Source organism: Pseudomonas sp. LW8 (assembly GCF_041956865.1).
Taxonomy (GTDB): domain Bacteria; phylum Pseudomonadota; class Gammaproteobacteria; order Pseudomonadales; family Pseudomonadaceae; genus Aquipseudomonas; species Aquipseudomonas siliginis.
The window spans coordinates 3,987,993-4,008,208 of record NZ_CP168138.1; the positions used below are offsets into that span (position 1 = coordinate 3,987,993).

Below are 20,216 nucleotides of genomic sequence, written 5' to 3' on the forward strand. Positions count from 1 at the left end.
TTATAGGCATAATCAAGGCGCAATATGACACCCGTAATTTTAAGCGCTCAGGCATCCACCCGATCGGCACCAAATAAAAAGGCCGGTCAATGACCGGCCTCTCGGCGTTGAACTGTCAGCTTAGTTCACTTCCAGCTTTTCACGGTTGCGATCCAGAATCGCCTTGCCAATCCCCTTCACCTCCAGCAACTCATCCACCGACGCGAACGGCCCATTAGTATCGCGATACGCAACAATCGCCTGCGCCTTCGCCTCACCCACACCCGCCAACTCCTTCTGCAACGTCGCCGCATCCGCACCGTTGAGATCGACCTTCGCGCTTGCCGAGGGCGCAGCCGCATCCATCAGCAACGGCGCTTTTGTTGACTCGGTCGGCGCTACAGGCGCAGCAATCGCAGCAATCGAGGCGCTGGTGAGGAAAGCAAAAATCAGCGAGTAGAAATAACTGGTACGCATAAGTGACGCTCCATCATCGTTTGAGAAAGCAGCTTTTCCCAAGCTGCTCTCCAAACGTAGGTCATGATGGAGGGAAGTCAAAAATGCGAGCGTTACAGGATGTGAAATAATCAAGGTTCGAGGCGGCGTTGCTGGTAGATCCAGTCGACGATTTCGCCATCGGGGGTGTAGCCGGAGACGGTTTCGCGCAGGAGTTGGCGGACGCGGGTGTAGTCGTCGGCTTCCACGGCTTTGAGCAGTTCCCCCAGCCTGGCCTTCAGCACGTCCCATGGGAGGTGATCTTCATTGGCCGTCATGATCATCGGGTGCGATGTTGCTGCGACGTTGTCACCGATCAGCAGCTCCTCGTAGAGCTTCTCGCCAGGGCGTAATCCGGTAAACTCGATGGAAATATCACCCTGCGGATTACGCTCGGAACGAATACTCAAGCCGGACAGGTGAATCATTTTCTCCGCCAGTTCGACGATTTTTACCGGCTCACCCATATCCAAAACGAAGACATCTCCGCCCTGCCCCATGGAGCCAGCCTGGATGACCAACTGTGCGGCTTCGGGGATGGTCATGAAGTAGCGGGTGATTTTTGGATGGGTGACGGTCAACGGCCCGCCGGCTTTGATTTGGCTATGGAACAGCGGGATGACTGAGCCTGAAGAGCCAAGCACGTTGCCGAAACGGACCATGGTGAAGCGGGTTTTGTTGACTCTGGAAACGTTGGCTTTATCGCCGAATAAGACAGGAGCGATCTCACGGCTCAGAGCCTGAAGCGTCAATTCCGCCAAGCGCTTGGTGCTCCCCATGACGTTGGTCGGGCGGACCGCTTTGTCAGTGGAGATCAACACGAAGTTAGCCACTCCGCACTGTAATGCGGCCTGAGCAGTATTGAGGGTACCGATCACATTGTTCAGTACACCTTCGGCAATGTTGTGCTCAACCATAGGCACGTGTTTGTAGGCAGCCGCGTGGTACACGGTATCAACATCCCAAGTTTTCATGACATCCAACAGCTTGTGTTGATGCCGGATGGAACCAAGGATTGGTAACAGTCTGATCGATAAAGACTCGCGAACGGCTCTCTGCTCAAGTTCTGACAAGATGCTGTAGAGGTTGAATTCACTATGCTCAAACAGCAGCAGAGTCTTGGGTTCAAGAGAAAATATTTGCCGACAAAGCTCTGACCCGATGGATCCGCCTGCACCGGTCACCATTACCGTCTTCCCCTTAACGCAGCGCTCCAGCAAATCACTCTGCGGCGGCACTGAATCCCGACCAAGCAAATCGGCAATGTCGACTTCCTGAATGTCTTCCACCTTAACGCGACCGCTAGCCAGATCGGTGAAGTTTGGAACGCTCCGGACGTGCAGCGGGAAACCTTCCAGCAGATTGAGAATTTCCCGTCGCCTGGCGCGAGTGGATGAAGGAAGCGCCAGCAGTATTTCCTGGGCGCCGGTAACATCAATCATCTGTTGAATGTGCTTTGGCTTGTAGACCTGCAACCCCGAAATTGACCGGTCCGCGATGCTCGCGTCATCGTCGATAAACGCTACGGGGCGCATAACGCGCCCCATGCGTAACGCAGCAACCAGTTGATTGCCGGCAACGCCGGCACCGTAAATCGCGACTTTCGTTAGGCCATCATCACGATTCGCAAACGGCACATGTTGAGCTGCATTGAACCAGTCGCCCATGAAATATTGGCGCATGCATAGTCGAAGCCCACCTATGATGACCAGGCTCAGCCACCAATAATTGAAGATAATTGAACGTGGCACGACCGCTTCATGATTGCTGTACCAGTACACCACCAATGCAAGTATCAATGAAGAAAGGCTGACCGCTTTGCCTATCGCTATCAACGCATCATTGCCAAAATAGCGCATCACCGCACGATACATACCAAAACGGACAAAGAGCGGAATAGCAATAATAGGGGCGCTTATAAAAAGCCAGAAATGCATCTTGATCGGGTTGTACATATCGTCGATGCCGAGGCGAACGATAAACGCAAGCCAGAGCGAGCCCCAGACAAGAAATACATCTGTGGCGACTTGAATCAGGCGCTTTTGCTTGCGTGGCAAACCTAGCAAAAAGCTGCGTATCTTATCCATAAACCTCAACCGATCAGACCAGTTTGGACGCTTAGCTATGACTACTCATTGTACGAGATAATTCGCAGCCGACCGATTTTTTCCCTTCATCGCTCCGGCGAACTCACTTCCGTCTTGCCCGCATCAAATGCGATTGCGAGCAGGACGAGCGGAGCATACGCCAGCACCACACCGACCATTCCATTGAGCCCCAGCACACTTACGCTGTAGGCAATGGGAAACAGCCAGACAACATTGATCGCCGCCGCAGACAACGTAACCGGTAAATGACGGGCATAACGTCGTGCGGCGTACTGATACGCATGGCTTCTGTGAGCTTCATAAACCTTCTCGCCCTGCATGAGGCGCCGGACAAGGGTAAACGTCGCATCAACGATAAAGACGCCCAGCAGGATCAACCACATCCACAGGAAACCGGGATCAATCCAGGCAGCCTGCAGGGAAAGAGCGCCCAGAGAAATACCTAGGAACCCACTTCCAGCGTCCCCCATGAATATTTTAGCTGGTGGAAAGTTCCAAAACAGAAAGCCAAGTACAGCTGCGGCCAAGAGTACGGGCGGCCAAACTAACGAGCCGTGACCGTTGATCCAATAAAGAACGCCTGCCCCGATACATACGCACAGCGCCTCAATGCTGGCGAGCCCGTCAATACCGTCCATGAAATTATAAAGATTCAGCATCCAGACTAGATAGAGCAATGCGAGAATATTTCCAACCAGTTTCAAGTCGACTGATGCACCAAAGATCTGAATCGGTGCAAAGCCTCCGATCCAGACGAGCACCCATCCTGCAGCCAGGAAATGGCCAACCAGACGCCAACGAGCGGCGATATGGCCGTGATCATCCATGAAACCGATAACCGCCACCAGAAAGCCACTGCCAGCCGTTGCAATAAACGTGGCGTTATTAATCAAATGAGTGCTCCATAACCATGCGAGTGCAATGAGAAAGCCCACGACGATTGAAATGCCGCCGCCTCTGGGTGTTGGCACGGTATGTGAACTACGTCCGTTAGGGATATCTATCATACTGCGCGCCAAGGCATATCGACGGAGCGCTGCAGTCAAACCGAGAGCAAGACCGAAAACGATGGGAAACAACCACCATGAAAACATTTATGAAACTCCACTTTTGAGTTCTCCGACGAAGGTGCCGCGTTATTGATTACAACACCCTCGCCAAGCCCTCACCTCGGGCACCGAGGCTATTTACTAAAATCATACTTATCTACTTCAACCGAGTTCACTTGTATTATTCCACCTCTAAAACCAGTCGGAACGATCAATAACTCAGTGACATCGTCATCTATATGAATGGTTTGTCTTTTTTCGAGAAAATTGATTGGGAACCTGCCGTAGACGTGGTTTTCGGAAAATTCCTTGACGCTGGCAGATTTCCAGTAAACCGTCATGTAGTCGTAAAAGAACCCGCCTCTGATATTGAGAGTAACTTTCGAAACGATACGACCCCCATCCGCACGCCCTACAGGTGGTACGGTTACGTTAATCACGGGCGGCGCGTCGACGTCATTTATATAAACGTCTTTGGACACGTTCGTGGTGTTGGCGACGGGCAATGCATCAGCCAAAAAGTCAAAAGATGCTACTTTCCGGGCGCTTGCCACATCCGCCACCTCGACCCCCATGTAGCGTGCGAGCCGATAGGCCGACATTTCCTTATGAATGTTCCACGAAAAGATGTAAGTACTGAACACGATAATAATGGAAACCAAAACCGCCGCGCACAGGTAAGTGGAGCGAATGATCTTGTCCCAACCAGCCGATCGGGCCTGGATCACCGTAGCGGCGTGCGTAAGCGATGCCGGACTGTACCGTTCGATAACGTAGTCAAGCAGCACAGCAAAAATGATAAGCACGAAAGGGATGGCCGGGAACGCGTAGCGCGGGAGTCCGTGAAATGGCGCATTCATATACGTTAACGCCAATGGCACAGCCGCAATGAATAAGATGCGCGGATCTGTTCTTCGCGCCAGAAAGGGCAAGGCTGCCACGGTAGGAATGATCACAAGGTGCTGTAACAGTAACCAGGGCCGAAGCAAAGGCTGCACATGCACGAGGCGCTCGTCCCAGACATCTCCCCACAACTGTTGCATGTAGCCGAAAATTCGCCAGTTCCAGTAAGTGAGCGGGGCTGGCGTACTATTCGCTGCAACAATGTCGGCGAGCTGTCGTCCATTCGTTGCGCCCATATCGAGAAAATAGGGAACTGCTCCCCAGATCATCGGACCACCGCCGGTTTCCGGCAGCAGCAACACCCGGTCGAACTCTAGGAAATTATGCACACCGTAGGGCGCCATTCCAGCGGTGACGCCCATCGCGAATACGGCCGATTGAATGCACCGTTTCTTTATAGGGCCGTGTCCGTAGACCAAATAGAACATCATTGCCAACAGTGCAAATGGCAGCGCCTGAGCTCGAACGTGTATAGCGTAAGCAACCAGGATTGCAGCCAAAAAGGTAGTCCAGGCGCGCCCGGTACCGAGCGAACTTATAAATGCGGCGACGAATCCAAGCATGACAAATATGAAGAGGTGCTCTGTCAGAAGCCTGTCGGTATTATATAAAAAAGCAGGATAAACCGATAAAAGTGCAAGCGCCAATACCACCAGCATCCGGCGAACTTTGAGCTGAGTCAGAATGAGAGCGGCCAATACGAGCGACAAAACACTTAAAACCACTTGAACTACAATCACATGCTCGAATGATTCACCCCATAATGTATAAATCGCAGCAAGGAAAACAGGATAGCCAGGAGACAGGCCTGTCACACCCTTAAGGCCAGAGAGCTCACCATTAGTTATATAAGGCTCTCTGACCATATACCCATAGGCGAGAATACTTTTCGCCGCATTGTGATAAGTATATTCATCCCCCGGCAATGGCGTCCGATCCAGATCGGTATATGTATATCTCATATACGCCGCGAGACACAGGACCATAACCAGCACTAGAAAATACAGACATCTATTCACATTGCTCATACTGAAATACGCTCGAGCATCAGCGACTGGCTTGCTCGTTTCAGTGGTTACCTGAATAGATGTTGGTACGGTTGACATTGTTATTTTTTCCATTTTAAGTGATGACCTGCAACTGCCTTCACAACGCTGCTGATTGGCTGAAAGCATGCAACACCAATGCTCGCCGACTTCCCCAAGAGCGTACACTGAGCGATTTACGCTTGACATTCCGAATGGCCTGAGGGTACTCCGCTTACCGCTGTGCGGGCCGGGAGACGAATCGTCCGGAATTCGTGGTGCTGGCACAAATCCGTCCGATTATGCTTGATTTTTTTTCGTATGCATAAGGCAATGCTCACATTTAGTCTGTAAAATGCGTCCATGCAAGCGTGTCCGCGGCTTCCACGCGGGATTCAAAACGGACATGAACGCACCGCTCTGACATTAAGCACCGGCTAAAAAATCTATTAAACACTTACCATTAAAAAGGAAGCTTTTAACTCAATGCAGTTTTTTGCTTTCAGACAAAACTGGGCGATCATCGGATGAGTACTGAAAAAAAAATCGCAGTAGTGATACCTAGCTACCGTGTACGCAATCACATTCTTAACGTGATTGGCAAAATTGGACCTGAAGTCAGTAATATCTATGTGGTTGATGATTGCTGTCCTGAGCAATCCGGCGATTTTGTACAAACAAGCTGTAATGACTCTCGTGTCAGGATAATTAGACATGCCGTCAACCAAGGTGTCGGCGGCGCAGTAATGACAGGCTACCAAGCTGCGATTGACGACGGTATCGACATTATCGTGAAAGTCGATGGCGATGATCAGATGGAGCCGCATTTGATTCCCAACTTCATTGCACCTATCCTTGCCGGTGACGCGGATTATACCAAGGGCAATCGTTTTTTCGATCTTGAAGAAATTCGGGCAATGCCAAAATTGCGCCTTTTCGGAAACTCGGTTTTATCATTCATGACGAAGGTTTCTTCGGGTTATTGGGACTTGTTCGATCCTACCAATGGCTTCACCGCTATACATAGCGACGTTGCAAAACACTTGCCATTCAAAAAAATAAGCCGTCGTTATTTTTTCGAAACTGACATCCTGTTTCGCCTGAACACCTTGCGTGCGGTGGTGATGGACATCCCGATGGACGCTAAATACGGTGATGAAGTCAGTAACCTCAAAATTTCCCAAGTGATCGGCGAGTTTCTTGCCAAACACACACGAAATTTCTTCAAGCGTATTTTCTATAACTACTATTTGAGAGACATGTCGATCGCATCGATCGAACTGCCATTAGGCCTGCTCCTTTTTCTGTTCGGCACGTTCTACGGCGCTTATCACTGGATCTATAGCCTGTCGTCCGGGGAAGCTGCTCCATCCGGCACGGTGATGCTTTCATCTCTGCCAATAATACTGGGAGCCCAACTTATCCTGGCGTTCATTGCCTTTGACATATCCGCGCTACCAAAAAATGCTCTGCATAAGCGTATTTCTTCTTACATAAAAAACTCAAAGAGTAAATAAATCATGGCCTACGTGATAGCGATCATCTGCGTTTTGGGGATTGCCACTGGGCAAATACTCTTCAAACTCAGCGCCGCCAGCATGCACCAAGCAAATAACTTTTTTGACAAACGCAGCCTTATCATATTGTTTTTCGCTCTTGCTCTCTATGGCATAACAACTTTGGCATGGGTCTGGGTTTTGCAGAAAATCGAGTTGGGCCGGGCTTACCCGCTAATGGCGCTGGCGTTCGTTCTGGTACCGATCGGCAGTCATTTCATCTTTGGGGAGCGCTTCAATCTGTACTATGTCATGGGCGTAGTAGTAATCATGCTGGGCATACTGCTCACCATTAAAAGCTGAGAAGAATGCTCATCAAGATTTGCTACCGGCGCTTGCGCTGGTGCAGATCTGGATTATACAAAAACAGATAATCAAGTCGACAACCGTTAGCGAAGCGCGGGACGCCTGGACACAACATACGGACTTTGGAAAAAAATGTCATATATTGAACGCAACAGGTGGCAACTGGTCTTTTTTGCCGCTTTAACCGCCATCACGCTGACATGGATATATTTGGGTTTTTACCAAAGTCATTTCCTTTCCGCCTTGCGAATACTGGGCGACTACTCCACTCAAAGTGTGACGGGTTTCCCGAAGGAAGGGCGTGGCGATGAGTGGTCGACTTATCTGCCAATGCTGAAACAAGCTTACATTGAAGGCTTCCCGCTAAAGTCTACCCTCGCCCCTTACTACGAGAATCTGGACTGGTTCATCGCCATACCAAAATTAGATATTTCGTTACTTTTTCTGCCGAATCAGATTGCCTACTGGGTGCTGCCGGGCGCTAACGCCTTGGCCCTGCAAGGTGCCTGGTACAACCTTCTGTTGCTAGGTTCTGTCTTCTGGCTCTTGCGAAACATGGGAGTGAGAACCGTTCTCGCTCTTTCAGTTGCAGGAATGATACTGTTCAGTCACTTCTATCAAGTGTGGTGGACAAGTAATTTTCCCGCGCTGGGTGCCGGCATACTTCCCTTTGCCGTACTTAGTTGCAAGCTACGCGACAGCATCAAATATCCTCTTTTTTTCTGGTCGGTGGGCCACGCAGTATTTGGGCAAATTTATCCACCTTTTTACGTGTCCATGGCCTATGCGGTCGTACCTTTGCTTTTTACCGCCAACCCCAAGCTGCTGACTCGCAAAAATCTGCTCCTGACCATCATTTGCGTCGCTGCCGCTCTCGCCGTATTCCTTCTGATGAGATGGGATTTCGTCAAAGCAGTCGCCTCCACCAGCTATCCTGGCGTAAGGATCAGCACAGGGGGGGACGTCACCCTACACTTGCTTCTTTCGGCCATTTTACCTACCGCGCCTGTTGGCGAGTTTCCTCCGGGGGTGGACTCGGTTCATGAGTTCAGCCTGGTAGGTACAATTACTCCGCTTTTGTTCCTCGCACTATTGCCCTTCATTATCTGGGACAAATTTTCCGTAAGACTCACCGTCGTCACAGGCTTCATGCTTGCCCTCATGAGCTTCTACATGATCATTGGCTTTCCGGTCTGGCTCTCCAAGATATCGTTGCTTTATTTGGTACCTGGCCGAAGGTTGTTGCTCGGCTTTTCTGTCTTGGTCGTGCTGTATGGCTCCGTAATGATCTCCTACCACTGGAGCCAGATCCGGGTTTCAGCCATCGTCGTCGCATCGCTGTTATTTTCCTTGATATCGTTTGCTCTGGGGCAAAGAGCCGATATTGCACACGAATTTCATCTGGTTGAATGGTATTGGCTGGCCCCGTCCGTCTTCTCGGTGGCAGGGCTGCTAATCTGGTGGGTCACCAAGGACAAGATCAAAGCAAAGAATTATTTTGTCTCTACTGTTTTGATTGGAATGGTGGCTATTCACTGTGTGATCTATGCGTCATTTAACCCAATCATGAGAGCAAAGGACATTCTGACCCCGGTTGACTCACAGTTGACGCGAGATGTACGCGCCCTTGTATCGCAAAATGATGGCCAAGGACTCTCGGTGGTCGGAAACTTCGGGCACCTCCTCCGAGGTGAGGGGCTGGCGGTCTATAACGCTATCCACTTGGTAAACGTCGATAGACATATCTATTCGAGTTTGTTCGGCATATCCGACGAGAACTCGGATAAGCTTTTCAACCAGTTCCGGGGCATTTCCTTCGATAACGTCACAGCACTCAACACCTCGGGAGCAACAGTCGTATTTCCCGCCACTACCGGAGGTAAACCCTTTGCTCATGACGTTATCAATGGCAAGAAACGCCAAGACTCTCTGATCGGCCAGGTACAAGAGAAACTGGTGAGTCAGGAAAATGGCAATTACGTATTTATGTGGAATTCGCGACTTTCCCAACCAACTTCAGTGAGTGCTCGCCTGGTGCTGACAGCATCGTGCACCATCAACAGCTCATGGCTTACCCGCTACCCTCTGTCCGTCGGAGGAGAGCCGTTGGAAGACGTAGCACTGAGAGGTTTGTCCGGCAAGGTTGAGATACTGTCCAAGAGCGCCGAGAGCGCGGAGCGCTGCCTTAAAGAAATGTCTGTTTCGATAGAAGGCTGATAAGGCGTGCCGGTTTTTGAATGAAACGAACAAAACCCGGTACATCCGTCATTACAGCATTTGGTTCATGTTGATCATGACCGCGAAGACCGATATCAGGTAATAATCTTCTTCGCCAGATCAAGCGCCAGTGCCTTTGCATGCTGGCGCAACTCTGGTACCGCCGTCGCCTCCCAAAAATCCGACTTGAGCATCGGACCGATGTAGTGCAGCCACTCGACTGCCTGCCCGCTTGCACTCATAGTTGAGAGACGCTCGCTCACCTTTATCCCCAAACCCAGAGAATCAAGGCTTATCAGGCCATCATGCGTTAGCTGAGTGATCAGCTTGTCGTCGACACACCGTAGATCTGTATTTGGACCTGTGCAGTTAATAACGCGGGCTACTGTAATTTTTCTGATTCGAGTCGTTCCACGCAATTCAACATCGATAACCAGACCTTCAGGATGCTCATCTACTTTACGTATGCGGCCGGCAATTGAGCGGATTTGCCCCGCCTCGAGAGCATCTGAAAAATACTGGTAAGCGGCCGGCGCGACTCGATGACGATGAACATCCCAGAAAGACTGAACATGTCGTAAAAAGCGCTGCCGCTCGACGCAAGACAAACGCTTCCACAAGTCGGGCGTGACGGGACGTATGGCTGCGAGCAAGTCACGCCAGTCCAAGTCTCGCGCTTGAGCAAGTTTGACCTCTCGACGGATCAAGCGTACGTATTCACGCACCGATGGCGCGGACTTCAATAGTGCTTCAGTGAGGATTGGCGGGATGTCGCGCATTGAGCGCGACTGACGATGCGGCAAGGGGCGAAGCCCACGTCGCGAGACCATATGGATGGGACCGCGGTGCCCCTGATGCAATAAGCCTATGGCAACATCCAGAGCTGTCAGCCCGGCTCCTACCAGCAAGACTGGCTTGTCTGGATCAGATGATTGCTCTTTTGAACCAGACCATGGGTCTGACTGATATCGATTTTTCCCCAAGGTAGGACTGAAGCCCGGGGGATCCAAGGGAGAAAAATTCCCGAAAGCCAGCACCACCTGATCAGCTCTGATCCGCATGCCGTTGCTCAATTCAAGAACGGCTCCTGCTCCGTCAGCACGAAGGCTGTCCACCTCAGAAATTACCCGCTTGAATATGACGTCTGCAGGAGCCTGCCGCTCTGCCTGATCGAGGATGGATACCAGATAATCGCCGTAGATTTTTCGAGGGGCAAATGTGGAAGCATTGAAGGAGGGATGCCGTTCCCGGCAGTAATCCAGAAAATGATCATGCTCATCGGCATAAGCACTCATGTTGCCGGCAGGCACATTGAGCAAATGCAAGGAACTGTTGGTTCCGTAAGCAAGGCCTCTTGCCATTGCTCCCGATCGGTTGATCAATACGACTCGTACACCGGGGGGGCTATGACGTAGAAACTGCGCAGCAGTGACCGCGCCGCTGAAGCCCGCCCCAATGATCACGAGCGTTTTCATGCGGCAAACCTGTTATCCAGATAGGCGAGTAGCCGCTCAATAGATACCGCCAACGCCTCATCAACGGTGTTGATAGCAATGTCTGCTTGGGTGGGGGCTTCATATACGGAATCGATACCGGTGAAGTTTTTGATCTCTCCCGCCCGAGCCTTGCCATATAGACCCTTAGGGTCACGCCGCTCACATTCTTCCAGCGACGTATTGATGAATACCTCCACAAACTCCGAGCTTCCAATCACCTCACGTGCCAGGGCACGATCACGGTGGAAAGGCGAAATGAAAGCCGTGATCACGATCAGGCCTGCATCCACGAGCAATTTCGAAACTTCCGCCACGCGACGAATGTTCTCCACGCGGTCAACGTCCGTGAATCCTAGATCCTTGCACAACCCCATTCGCAAGTTATCTCCATCCAGTAGAAACGTGTGTTTGCCCTTCGCTACGAGCGCTTGTTCCAACGCGTTCGCAATCGTCGACTTGCCTGCCCCGCTTAATCCCGTAAGCCATATCACTGCTGGCTTTTGTCCTTTGACCTGCGCTCTCGACTGTGGGCTGACAGCCGTTGCGTGAAATACCAGATCGTTAATCATTTCGATAACCCTAATAAATCAGATGACTAATGCCTGCCGCACAATACGTCAGGCGTTTTAAGTCAAACCTTCGCCAGCAATCGATCACGCATCGCTTTGATCCGATCTTCGCAGACTCGATAAGCCTCATTACTCAATAAGTCAACGCGCTGCTGTTCATCGGTGATCGCCAATGTGTGCGAGTCACAGCCAACTCTGTGGATATAATCACCAATAAATCCGCAGGTACGCAACGATGCCCAATCCGTATCTTTCGCGGTAAATAACTGCATAGTCAGATAATAGTCTTCCATGTACTTCATGTCGTCGTAGAACTGGACTGCATCAAGATTGCATTTGTCCAGATCAAGCAGAAAACTGTGCAGCGGCGCATGGTTATGCTGGACGAAATCGATGTATGAGTCGCCATAGTCATAGATCTTTTCACGCTTGAGAACACAGTTGGTCGCGGCGTCCACCATCGTGGAATAAACGCGTCCAAAGGTCGCATTTTTGCCGCTGGCCTTCAACTGCTGCAACAGCACGCCATAGGCATCGGGGAACAACAAATCGTCGTAGTCCAGAAACGCCGCATAGCCGCTGGCAGCAGCTTTCAGCGCATCGTTAAGCATGAGCGAACGCAGGTCCGGAGTTTCTGCTGTGGAAGTATAACGTCGGATGACTGGCTCACAGTCCATACTCCATGGCAGCATGGCAAGTTCGCCTTCCAGCAACTCAGTTTCGTCGTCGCTCATATCCTGGATGGCCAGGAGCGGCTTGACCCGGCATCCTGTCTGAGCGATGAGAGAAAGAAGCGCATTGATCAGCGAAGTACGATCGGCTCGACGATGGTAACGCATGATTGTCGTCACAATATCCGGTGCATCATCTGGCTCGCCAACTTCAGCCAGCATGCGGAAGCATGACGATTCGCAACAAACCTTTTTGCCGATACGGGGGCCGGTAGGTACCAGCTCCATGCAACCGCGCTGGTCATCCGATATCGAAAAATTGGCGACCTTGTCGCTTTGCAGATAGGAAGGATCGTTGCGCAGGTTTGCCGATATTGCGAAGCCCGAGTGTCGCATAGCCATTTTCAAAAGCGACCCGACGGTTGCGACCGGGAACAGGCAGACATCATTGAACACAAGGTTGAAATCGGCATTCACCGTGCCTTTACCTGAGCATTTGACGCCTCTCGCCTGCAAGGCTCGAAGTAACTCGGCATCATCGACAGTGATCGAGCAGCCTTGCGCCAACATCGAGTGGGTAAGGCAGGCCAAAAACTTGCGACGCGGTTCAGGCTCGACTTTCAGCCGCCCGACGACATCTGGCGTAAGCATTATGTTGAGCGTGAGGTCAGCACCAGGTTCAAAATGGCTGGTAGCCGAAAACTGCTGACCGGAAAGCGCCCGCCCAATCGAGTTTAGATAGCCGTAACCAAAACGAGTGTCGGGCTCCAGATGAGCGCCTTCAGCCCACTCGTTCCAGGCATTCACTACCACATAGCGACGATCTTCCGGCAAGTTATGCTCGGAATACTCGATCAGGTACTCCATCCAACTCTGAAACTTTGCCGTAGTGAAATTATTTAGGACATATGCCCTGGTGCCGTAGCGAGCGGTGTTGTCCCAGGTTGGCACGAGGGATCGGAACAGTGTGAACTCCTTGCCCAGATCCTGCCCCATGTAGTGGTCGGCCACTTCATCGTAGTTCAGGACACTACCTTCCAATGGCCAGTAAGGACGGAGCTGGTTGCGAGTGTCTTGCACCGCATCCGCTGTCCAGTCGTGCAGTACCCGCTCCACTGCCGCATCCATCCCGTGGTGCTGGGGATGCGTCGCGCCGCGCGTCAAAGTCGCCACCATGTAAGGAGCTTTGAGACCAGCACTTTCGCACTCTTCGCGCCAGACCTCCAGATACTCCTCAATGTGCTCGATCGAAGATGGACGATACACATGCAACATTGGGCGACCGTCTACTTTGATGTAGCGCTCGTCCTTGAAAAACGGGATCAAATATCGAATGAATCCGCGAGCGTCTTCTTTCGAATACACCTGACCGAGCAAAATTTCCTGCTCATTGCCATCCCAGCGGCGAGTCCAGTTTTCATTTGCCCAGCAGAAGGCGAACGGCATGTTGATCTGTGGATTGTCCACCAGCATCTGCGCCGGCTTTTCCAGAATCATACGCCCGGTGAACCAATAGTGATAGAAAATCAGGCCATGCACACCTGACTTCTGCATCATCTCAGCCTGTTGAGCCAGCTGTGCAGGTCCCTCCAAATGGTAATAACCGATGTCGTCATGTGGGACATGCTGCTGATAGTGTCCGTAGAACAGCGGATTGGCCGAGCGAACCTTGTACCACTCGGTAAAGCCAATACCATGCCACTCATCGTTTTCACGTGTCGGATGAAACTGTGGCAGGTAGTAGGCTAGCACCTTGACGGTGTCATGCTTGATACTGGACGAATAATCAACTTGGGGCTCGCAATAATCCCGCGCCTCGAAAGAGATCTGCGGGGCTTCCAGTTGATAGTTGCGACCTTCGGTGTCAGTTGAGTCAACCAGAACCAGACGCTCCAAAGTTCGACTCAACATGTCCCGCCCTGCAAGAGCGGTGTCATTCTCGAAATGCTTATACTGCAACGGGAGTTGCAGCAAATCGCTGATCACGCCGCTGCGGGCCCAGAACGGTCCGACCCTCGGCAATTGCGCAATCGGCAGCACTACCCCGTCCGCGGTACTGCATTTATCCTTGATTTTGGCAAGGACATTGCCAGTGTCTGTCCAGCCGGTTTGATCGAAGGCAGATTCACGTCGGTTGTCGACGGGATAGACCACTTTTGCGTCGCCGCCTAGCAGATGCAGTATCTGGCCCACGTTGGCTGGCGATCCACAGATCAACTCCAGACGCTCGATCACACCCAAACCATCCAGGGTTCCGGTGACATTGGCGTCGTCATGCAAGTGAGCTACAACGTCATATTCCTTGAGACGATTGCCGAACTGGACAATGAGAGCTGCGACCGCCCCAGCATGCGCTGGCACGCCCTCGACGGTCAGCTCGCGCATTAGCGGCAAGACGGCGCGCAAGCGTTTTTCGTTGAACTTCGACTCGCTCACGCCGCTGCATGATACGTACAAATCAAATTCAACGGGAATGTTGCCGAGGTAGCCCAGCCAACTATCAGACACTTGTTCGCCAACAATATGAAGGTGAACGGCGACCATTTCGGACACTGCTTTGGGCGTCTCTGGAAGATAGGGATCAAGATAATAGGGCACGACTTTGAGCACTTCATACTCAGTCAGTATGCCATCAGTAAGCGGTTCACGGACGCGGCTCAGCTCAAATCGCTTCTGATTGCGCTTGAGCTTGCGCACAGCAATTGCCAGTGCGTGGCGCAATCCACCTCGTCGCGCCTCACGCACAAAGCGCCCAAGCAATTCCGGCTGTTGCGAAACCAGATTCAATAGCTGCACGGCAACGCGATAGCGGCTTACCTTACGGGAAAGGCGGTAGTTACGACCTTGGACGTCGAACATAGACCGTCCTTCATAATACCCGTAGCGCAAGTAATGAATCAGCGGGTTGATACGTCGTAGCCTGACATCTGGATAATGTTCCAGGTATGCCTTGGTGGAGAATCCCGCCGAAGGATCACGCCCCTCTCGCCAACCCTGCTCCAGATAATGCTGCAGCGGATTAACGCCCGCTGCCCGCACGTCCGGATAGGTCGTGAGATAGTAACGAGCGTCGAACAGCTCGCTCTCCGCAGGGTTATCACCTCGATAAAGCAATCCCAAGTGTTCGCCGATACGCGAAATCAGTGACTTGAGTAGAAACCGGCCGGAGGAATACCGATGCAGGTCCTCCTCAAGCCGTTGAACCGAGCCCTCCGATTCCGAGAGAGTCGATTTAAAGGAGTCGTATTGGGTCTCCAGCCAATGACGATACTCGCTCAGTTTTAAATAATCTTCCTGTAACCGAGCATGGCTTGTCTCCAGCTTTCCGTAATCAGCTGTAAGAGCGTTGTGATCGGCCAGAAGCGTTTCCAGGTTTTTGTCTTTCTGGCTCAGTCGCGCGCTCAGATCAGTGCTGTTTTCATCAAAACGACGCATGAGGCGATAAGCTGGCAAACGCTCGACCATTGCTAGGTAGAGTTTGTTTACTGTTGCAACAACAGTCTGGTCATCCGCACGCTCATCGCGCGAGAGGTGCAACAACAGCGAACTGAGGGTCAGAACATCGACGGGAACGCACGGATCCTTGCGGAGCTCATCCAGTGTAAAGCTGTTGTGCTGTAACGAATGCTGAAGAAACTGTTGATGATATTCCTGAAACTCTTGCCCTACGGGATCAAATGGCAGTTCCAGCGATGTGGAGATACGGCGCAACTGCCGCTCGGGCTCCTCAAGCATCAGTTCGTAGTTTACGAAAATCCGTGAAGCACCCTGGCTATACTTCAAGCTGAACAGCATGTGCTCCAGCCAAAGAAAGTAGCCTTTCTCGACTTCAAACCCGTTGCGCTTGACCAACGAATGAGCAACATTCTTTGGATTACGGAAGGCGATAACGTAGCTGACGCTCAAACCCAATTCGACAAAGATTTCCTGCCAGAATGGCAAGAGCCTTGCCATGCGCGGATCTTTCACACCAAAACATTTGATATCCGCGATCTTTCCACGCAAATGCTCAGTGGCACGAACTTTATGGGTTTGCGTGATCGGCGATTCCAGCTCTTCCGCGCTGATGGGCATCAGACTATCCCAAGCGTGGCCCAAAGCGGCCAGTAGCTCTTCGTTGTACGCAGTAATAGTCGCGTCTTCAAAGAAGCCTTTTTCATTATTACCCGACTCGGCAGGCAGCAGGTCATCGCCCAAGTCGACACCAAGGACTTTTAAACCACGCGTAATGGCACTCGTACCGCTTCGGTGCATGCCCAGAACGACGACTATTTGTTTATGATCCATAAGATTAATTATGCTCAACACTTGAAATGGTAAAAGCTGGAATACATTTGAAATCCACCGTCCCCGTCGCCGTGCTCGCAGTTTCCGGCAGAACACGGAACAGGCACGCGTCGATAAGACGATGCAGGTAGGTTTCGCCCTCTCCAATGACACCAACCACTCCCGAGTTAAGGAAATAGGTGCCTGGGTTAAGGTTGCACTCAAACTTGAATTCGACGTCGACCTGCGCATCGGCAGCGACGTAAGTTAAAGAGTCCTGCGCAGTGGCGGCACTCGCCGCGCCACCGATTTCAATGCCGGCCAGCGTTTTGATCATCATGCCAAAGCGCACAGCTACGGCACCTGTCGCGAACGTTACGCGGTAGGTGTAGCGGTAGCTGTCGCCGCGCTTGAGACAATTGACCTGCTTGCCGGCGGCATTGAGGATGCGCGGATCGCTGATCAGAACCCCATGGGACTCGTAGGACATCACGCTTTTGGAGACAATATGAGGATCGAAGTATTCTTCGAGCCCGTTGTCCATAGCCTGAGAAGCTTCGACTGCAACAGCCGAGCGCTGCGCCTCTCGCTCCAGTTCAAGTCGCTCCAGCGAACCTGATTTGATCGATTCGCGAATTTCCAGAACCTTGTCAGCTGGTGCGTACAACAACTTCTGATATTGGCCGACAATGACCTTCGGAACTCCCTCAGCAAGCTTTTCGCCCTTATCGAGAAGAATAGCGCGAGTACACAGCTCTATGACCGCGCTACCAGAGTGGGACACGAACAGAATCGTGGCACCACTGGCCTTGATTGCCTCGATGCGCGCAAAGCACTTACGCTGAAACAGTTCATCACCGACGGACAAAGCCTCGTCGACAATCAGTATCTGCGGATCCACATTAATGGCCACTGCAAACGCCAGGCGCACCATCATGCCACTGGAGTAGGTCTTGACCGGCTGTTCGATGAATTCGCCAATTTCCGCAAACGCCTCGATTTCAGCAAACCTGGCGTCGGTTTCCTCTCGTGTCAGTCCCATCACCGCCGCATTCATATAGACGTTCTCGCGGCCGCTGAACTCCGGGTTGAACCCGGAGCCCAGCTCCAGCAAGGCTGCGACTCGACCATGGGTCAGAATGTCGCCATGCGTCTGATTGAGCGTGCCGCAGATCATCTGCAGCAGCGTTGACTTACCGCTACCGTTACGGCCCAGAATACCAACGGTTTCGCCTCTTTCGATGGTGAAGGACACATCCTGCAGAGCCCAGAATTCACGGAAATATTGTTTACGTCCACGAGCGAACATCTGCAGAAGCCTGTCTCTCGGCTTATCGTAGATATGAAAGCATTTGCTCAGGTTGTTAACGGCGATCGCTGTGTTAGAGGACATCGGCAAATCCTTTACGCGTTTTCTGGAACCACGCAAATCCCAGCCAGAAGACTAGAGCTGCCGCGATGTAGTAGCAACCAAGATGAACGAAGCTGGGTAGCTCACCACGGAAGAGCAGCGCTCGCGCATCTTCGATAGCAGGTGTCAGAGGATTCAGAAACAGCAGGTGTCGATACTGCTCCGGCAGTGCGGTGATCGGATAGAAGATTGGCGAAAGGAACATCAGGACTGAGGTGCAGACGCCGATGATCTGGCTGACGTCCCGTAGATATACGCCTATTGATGCAAGGAACCACACCAATCCGACGACGAAGATCATCAACGGCGCCAAGAACAACGGCAGGAGAAGAACCGTGTAATGCAGCGTGCCAAAGAAAATCAGATAGGCAACCAACCACACAATCAGGCTCACAAGAAAGTGAAACATCGCCGCGCCTAAAGTAACCCAAGGCAGAATTTCCAGCGGGAATACCACCTTCTTCACATAGTTGACGTTCCCGACTATCAGCGCTGGCCCTCGATTGATGCACTCGGCAAACAGGTTGAACACAATCAGACCAGCGAACAGCATTAACGCAAACTCGGTTTTCGAACTGCTGTCGACACTCCATCTCGCTTTGAACACGACACTGAACACAAACGTGTAGATGACCAGCATTACGATCGGATTGAACAACGACCACAACATACCCATGATCGAGCCGCGATACCGTCCAACGATCTCGCGCTGCACCAATGCCCGTATCAGCCCCTTATTGCGCCAGAAACTGCCCAGCATCTCCTTCGGTGACGTAGAAAAATTCAGCATTGCGTTAAAACCTCAAAAAGACTGAGGGAGGTCAGCTTGCTCAGCAAACTCTCTCGATCCATGACTACGTGAATTACCACAAGATTATTCCTGATAGGAGCCAGAGCAAGGTGTGTGTCAAATGCCATTGAAAAGCGTCGCCAGTACCAGTCCCAAGTTGCCCCATAGGGATTGCCGGTAAACCCCGGATCGTCGTAACCAGATGAATCGGGCCATTCCGCGTGAGCGACGCGCCCGCTGAAAAAGATCAAGCTTCATCCTGCTTTCTTCATTGAGCTGCAATCGGATCGTTTCCAGCGCCAACATATTCTTGTGGTTCCAGCCTCGGAAACGGCCACGGAACAACATGCGTAAACGTCCCATCTGTGCAATCAGGCCTGACGTCGAACCGATCAGGTTCGCATCATGCTGTCGGTAAAGAACAGTTGGAGAAGAATCATAAAAAACCTGTCCCCCCGCCCCGGTGACGAGAAGATAGGCCCACCAGTCGTGGGAGACGATATCCAGGCTTGATCCCGCGCACTGAAACAATTGCCGGGCGACATCGTTGAACACCATCGTATTGCCACCGCCGACGCTCTGCACGAGCGCATTGGCAAATCCCACCGGGCGCTTGAACAACGGTGAAAAACCGATGCGGCCGCCGTGCTCGTCGATCAACTCGGTTCTGCCGCAATACAATGAAGGTGTATCGGGCGCTACTTCCATCAATCGCTGCAGAGCCACCTCCAGCTTGTTTTCCTTCCAGATGTCGTCTTGATCTGCCCAAGCGAAGAAGTCAGCGTCGATTGACTCGTCGCAAGTAACGGCCAGGAAGTTGGCAGCGTACCCACGACCGGGCCCTTTGCGCAGCATTATCCGGTCGTGCCCCCAGCGCTCACCGAATTCATGCAGCAACGCCATCGTGGAGTCCGTCGAACCATCGTCCGATACCACTACAAACCAATGAGGATAAGTTTGTCGCGCAATTGATTCCAGTTGTTGAACCAGAAAACGCTCGCCATTGAAAGTACAGACAAGAACTGCAACACACCCCATATGCGCCGCGTTTTTTTGCCCACATTCATCCAGGTAGCGGCGATCCAAACCATGGTACTGGTCAACCGGGGATAGAGGGGTTACCACCGAGCACTCCGTTGCTGAAATGATAAAACTCCGACTGTATGTGCTCGTTCGTTACGTCCACACAAGGACTCGGCAGAACGAGGCGAGAAAAATCCGCGATTATAACGACGAAGGTTTGACATTTGATAGCCCAGTGACATTGTCGCTTTCATCCCTTGATGCAGCTTGCAGACAGGGGAAACTGCATGCCTTGATCGCCCTCCCGGATTCCATCCAGGCGCCACTGCGCAAGGGCCGTAGGGTACCAAGC

General features: G+C 51.9%; 13 protein-coding genes. 3 read left to right on the top strand and 10 right to left on the bottom strand.

From position 1 onward, the window contains the following. Positions 1-120: 120 nt before the first annotated feature. From AB9L16_RS18005 to AB9L16_RS18020, 4 genes are all read right to left on the bottom strand, one after another. Positions 121-456 (bottom strand): helix-hairpin-helix domain-containing protein, encoded by a 336-nt coding sequence (locus AB9L16_RS18005; protein WP_150637814.1) that lies wholly within the window; start codon positions 454-456, stop codon positions 121-123. Positions 457-566: 110 nt separating this feature from the next. After that, positions 567-2,561 carry a polysaccharide biosynthesis protein gene (locus tag AB9L16_RS18010; RefSeq protein WP_375122491.1) on the bottom strand — a complete coding sequence of 665 codons (1,995 nt, stop codon included), beginning with the start codon at positions 2,559-2,561 and terminating at the stop codon, positions 567-569. An 86-nt stretch (positions 2,562-2,647) separates the two neighbouring features. After that, positions 2,648-3,676 (bottom strand): glycosyltransferase family 4 protein, encoded by a 1,029-nt coding sequence (locus tag AB9L16_RS18015; RefSeq protein ID WP_375122492.1) that lies wholly within the window; start codon positions 3,674-3,676, stop codon positions 2,648-2,650. Positions 3,677-3,765: 89 nt separating this feature from the next. Next, the gene (locus AB9L16_RS18020) at positions 3,766-5,640 is read right to left on the bottom strand and encodes a hypothetical protein (RefSeq protein ID WP_375122493.1); all 1,875 of its coding nucleotides are present in this window, start codon (positions 5,638-5,640) and stop codon (positions 3,766-3,768) included. Positions 5,641-6,086: 446 nt separating this feature from the next. Between AB9L16_RS18020 and AB9L16_RS18025 the strand changes: the two genes are divergently transcribed. The 3 genes from AB9L16_RS18025 (at position 6,087) to AB9L16_RS18035 (ending at position 9,638) form a co-directional block, all read left to right on the top strand. Further along, complete coding sequence (locus tag AB9L16_RS18025; RefSeq protein WP_375122494.1) at positions 6,087-7,076, top strand: glycosyltransferase family 2 protein; 990 nt, start codon at positions 6,087-6,089, stop codon at positions 7,074-7,076. Between the two features lie 3 nt (positions 7,077-7,079). Continuing rightward, positions 7,080-7,418 (top strand): EamA family transporter, encoded by a 339-nt coding sequence (locus AB9L16_RS18030; protein WP_375122495.1) that lies wholly within the window; start codon positions 7,080-7,082, stop codon positions 7,416-7,418. A 135-nt stretch (positions 7,419-7,553) separates the two neighbouring features. After that, positions 7,554-9,638 (top strand): hypothetical protein, encoded by a 2,085-nt coding sequence (locus AB9L16_RS18035; protein ID WP_375122496.1) that lies wholly within the window; start codon positions 7,554-7,556, stop codon positions 9,636-9,638. Positions 9,639-9,733: 95 nt separating this feature from the next. On the opposite strand, the gene AB9L16_RS18040 is transcribed toward AB9L16_RS18035, so the two are convergent. From AB9L16_RS18040 to AB9L16_RS18065, 6 genes are all read right to left on the bottom strand, one after another. Further along, positions 9,734-11,113 carry an FAD/NAD(P)-binding protein gene (locus AB9L16_RS18040; protein ID WP_375122497.1) on the bottom strand — a complete coding sequence of 460 codons (1,380 nt, stop codon included), beginning with the start codon at positions 11,111-11,113 and terminating at the stop codon, positions 9,734-9,736. Beyond that, positions 11,110-11,703, bottom strand: a complete 594-nt coding sequence (cysC, locus tag AB9L16_RS18045) for an adenylyl-sulfate kinase (RefSeq protein WP_375122498.1) — start codon at positions 11,701-11,703, stop codon at positions 11,110-11,112. The genes AB9L16_RS18040 and cysC overlap by 4 nt, the downstream gene beginning before the upstream one ends. Positions 11,704-11,765: 62 nt before the next feature. Further along, the gene (locus AB9L16_RS18050; protein WP_375122499.1) at positions 11,766-16,661 is read right to left on the bottom strand and encodes a glycoside hydrolase family 99-like domain-containing protein; all 4,896 of its coding nucleotides are present in this window, start codon (positions 16,659-16,661) and stop codon (positions 11,766-11,768) included. 4 nt (positions 16,662-16,665) lie between these two features. Further along, positions 16,666-18,033, bottom strand: a complete 1,368-nt coding sequence (locus AB9L16_RS18055; protein WP_375122500.1) for an ABC transporter ATP-binding protein — start codon at positions 18,031-18,033, stop codon at positions 16,666-16,668. After that, positions 18,023-18,841 (bottom strand): ABC transporter permease, encoded by an 819-nt coding sequence (locus AB9L16_RS18060; RefSeq protein WP_375122501.1) that lies wholly within the window; start codon positions 18,839-18,841, stop codon positions 18,023-18,025. The genes AB9L16_RS18055 and AB9L16_RS18060 overlap by 11 nt, the downstream gene beginning before the upstream one ends. A 117-nt stretch (positions 18,842-18,958) precedes the next feature. Next, the gene (locus AB9L16_RS18065) at positions 18,959-19,966 is read right to left on the bottom strand and encodes a glycosyltransferase family 2 protein (RefSeq protein WP_375122502.1); all 1,008 of its coding nucleotides are present in this window, start codon (positions 19,964-19,966) and stop codon (positions 18,959-18,961) included. Positions 19,967-20,216 lie beyond the last annotated feature (250 nt).

What these genes read in the sequence shown, in the direction of transcription:
- AB9L16_RS18015 (WP_375122492.1), bottom strand. Translation starts at nt 3,676, where the DNA reads ATGTTTTCATGGTGGTTGTTTCCCATCGTTTTCGGTCTTGCTCTCGGT.
- AB9L16_RS18050 (WP_375122499.1), bottom strand. Translation starts at nt 16,661, where the DNA reads ATGGATCATAAACAAATAGTCGTCGTTCTGGGCATGCACCGAAGCGGT.
- AB9L16_RS18005 (WP_150637814.1), bottom strand. Translation starts at nt 456, where the DNA reads ATGCGTACCAGTTATTTCTACTCGCTGATTTTTGCTTTCCTCACCAGC.
- AB9L16_RS18040 (WP_375122497.1), bottom strand. Translation starts at nt 11,113, where the DNA reads ATGAAAACGCTCGTGATCATTGGGGCGGGCTTCAGCGGCGCGGTCACT.
- AB9L16_RS18020 (WP_375122493.1), bottom strand. Translation starts at nt 5,640, where the DNA reads ATGTCAACCGTACCAACATCTATTCAGGTAACCACTGAAACGAGCAAG.
- AB9L16_RS18035 (WP_375122496.1), top strand. Translation starts at nt 7,554, where the DNA reads ATGTCATATATTGAACGCAACAGGTGGCAACTGGTCTTTTTTGCCGCT.
- cysC (WP_375122498.1), bottom strand. Translation starts at nt 11,703, where the DNA reads ATGATTAACGATCTGGTATTTCACGCAACGGCTGTCAGCCCACAGTCG.
- AB9L16_RS18030 (WP_375122495.1), top strand. Translation starts at nt 7,080, where the DNA reads ATGGCCTACGTGATAGCGATCATCTGCGTTTTGGGGATTGCCACTGGG.
- AB9L16_RS18055 (WP_375122500.1), bottom strand. Translation starts at nt 18,033, where the DNA reads ATGTCCTCTAACACAGCGATCGCCGTTAACAACCTGAGCAAATGCTTT.
- AB9L16_RS18060 (WP_375122501.1), bottom strand. Translation starts at nt 18,841, where the DNA reads ATGCTGAATTTTTCTACGTCACCGAAGGAGATGCTGGGCAGTTTCTGG.
- AB9L16_RS18010 (WP_375122491.1), bottom strand. Translation starts at nt 2,561, where the DNA reads ATGGATAAGATACGCAGCTTTTTGCTAGGTTTGCCACGCAAGCAAAAG.
- AB9L16_RS18025 (WP_375122494.1), top strand. Translation starts at nt 6,087, where the DNA reads ATGAGTACTGAAAAAAAAATCGCAGTAGTGATACCTAGCTACCGTGTA.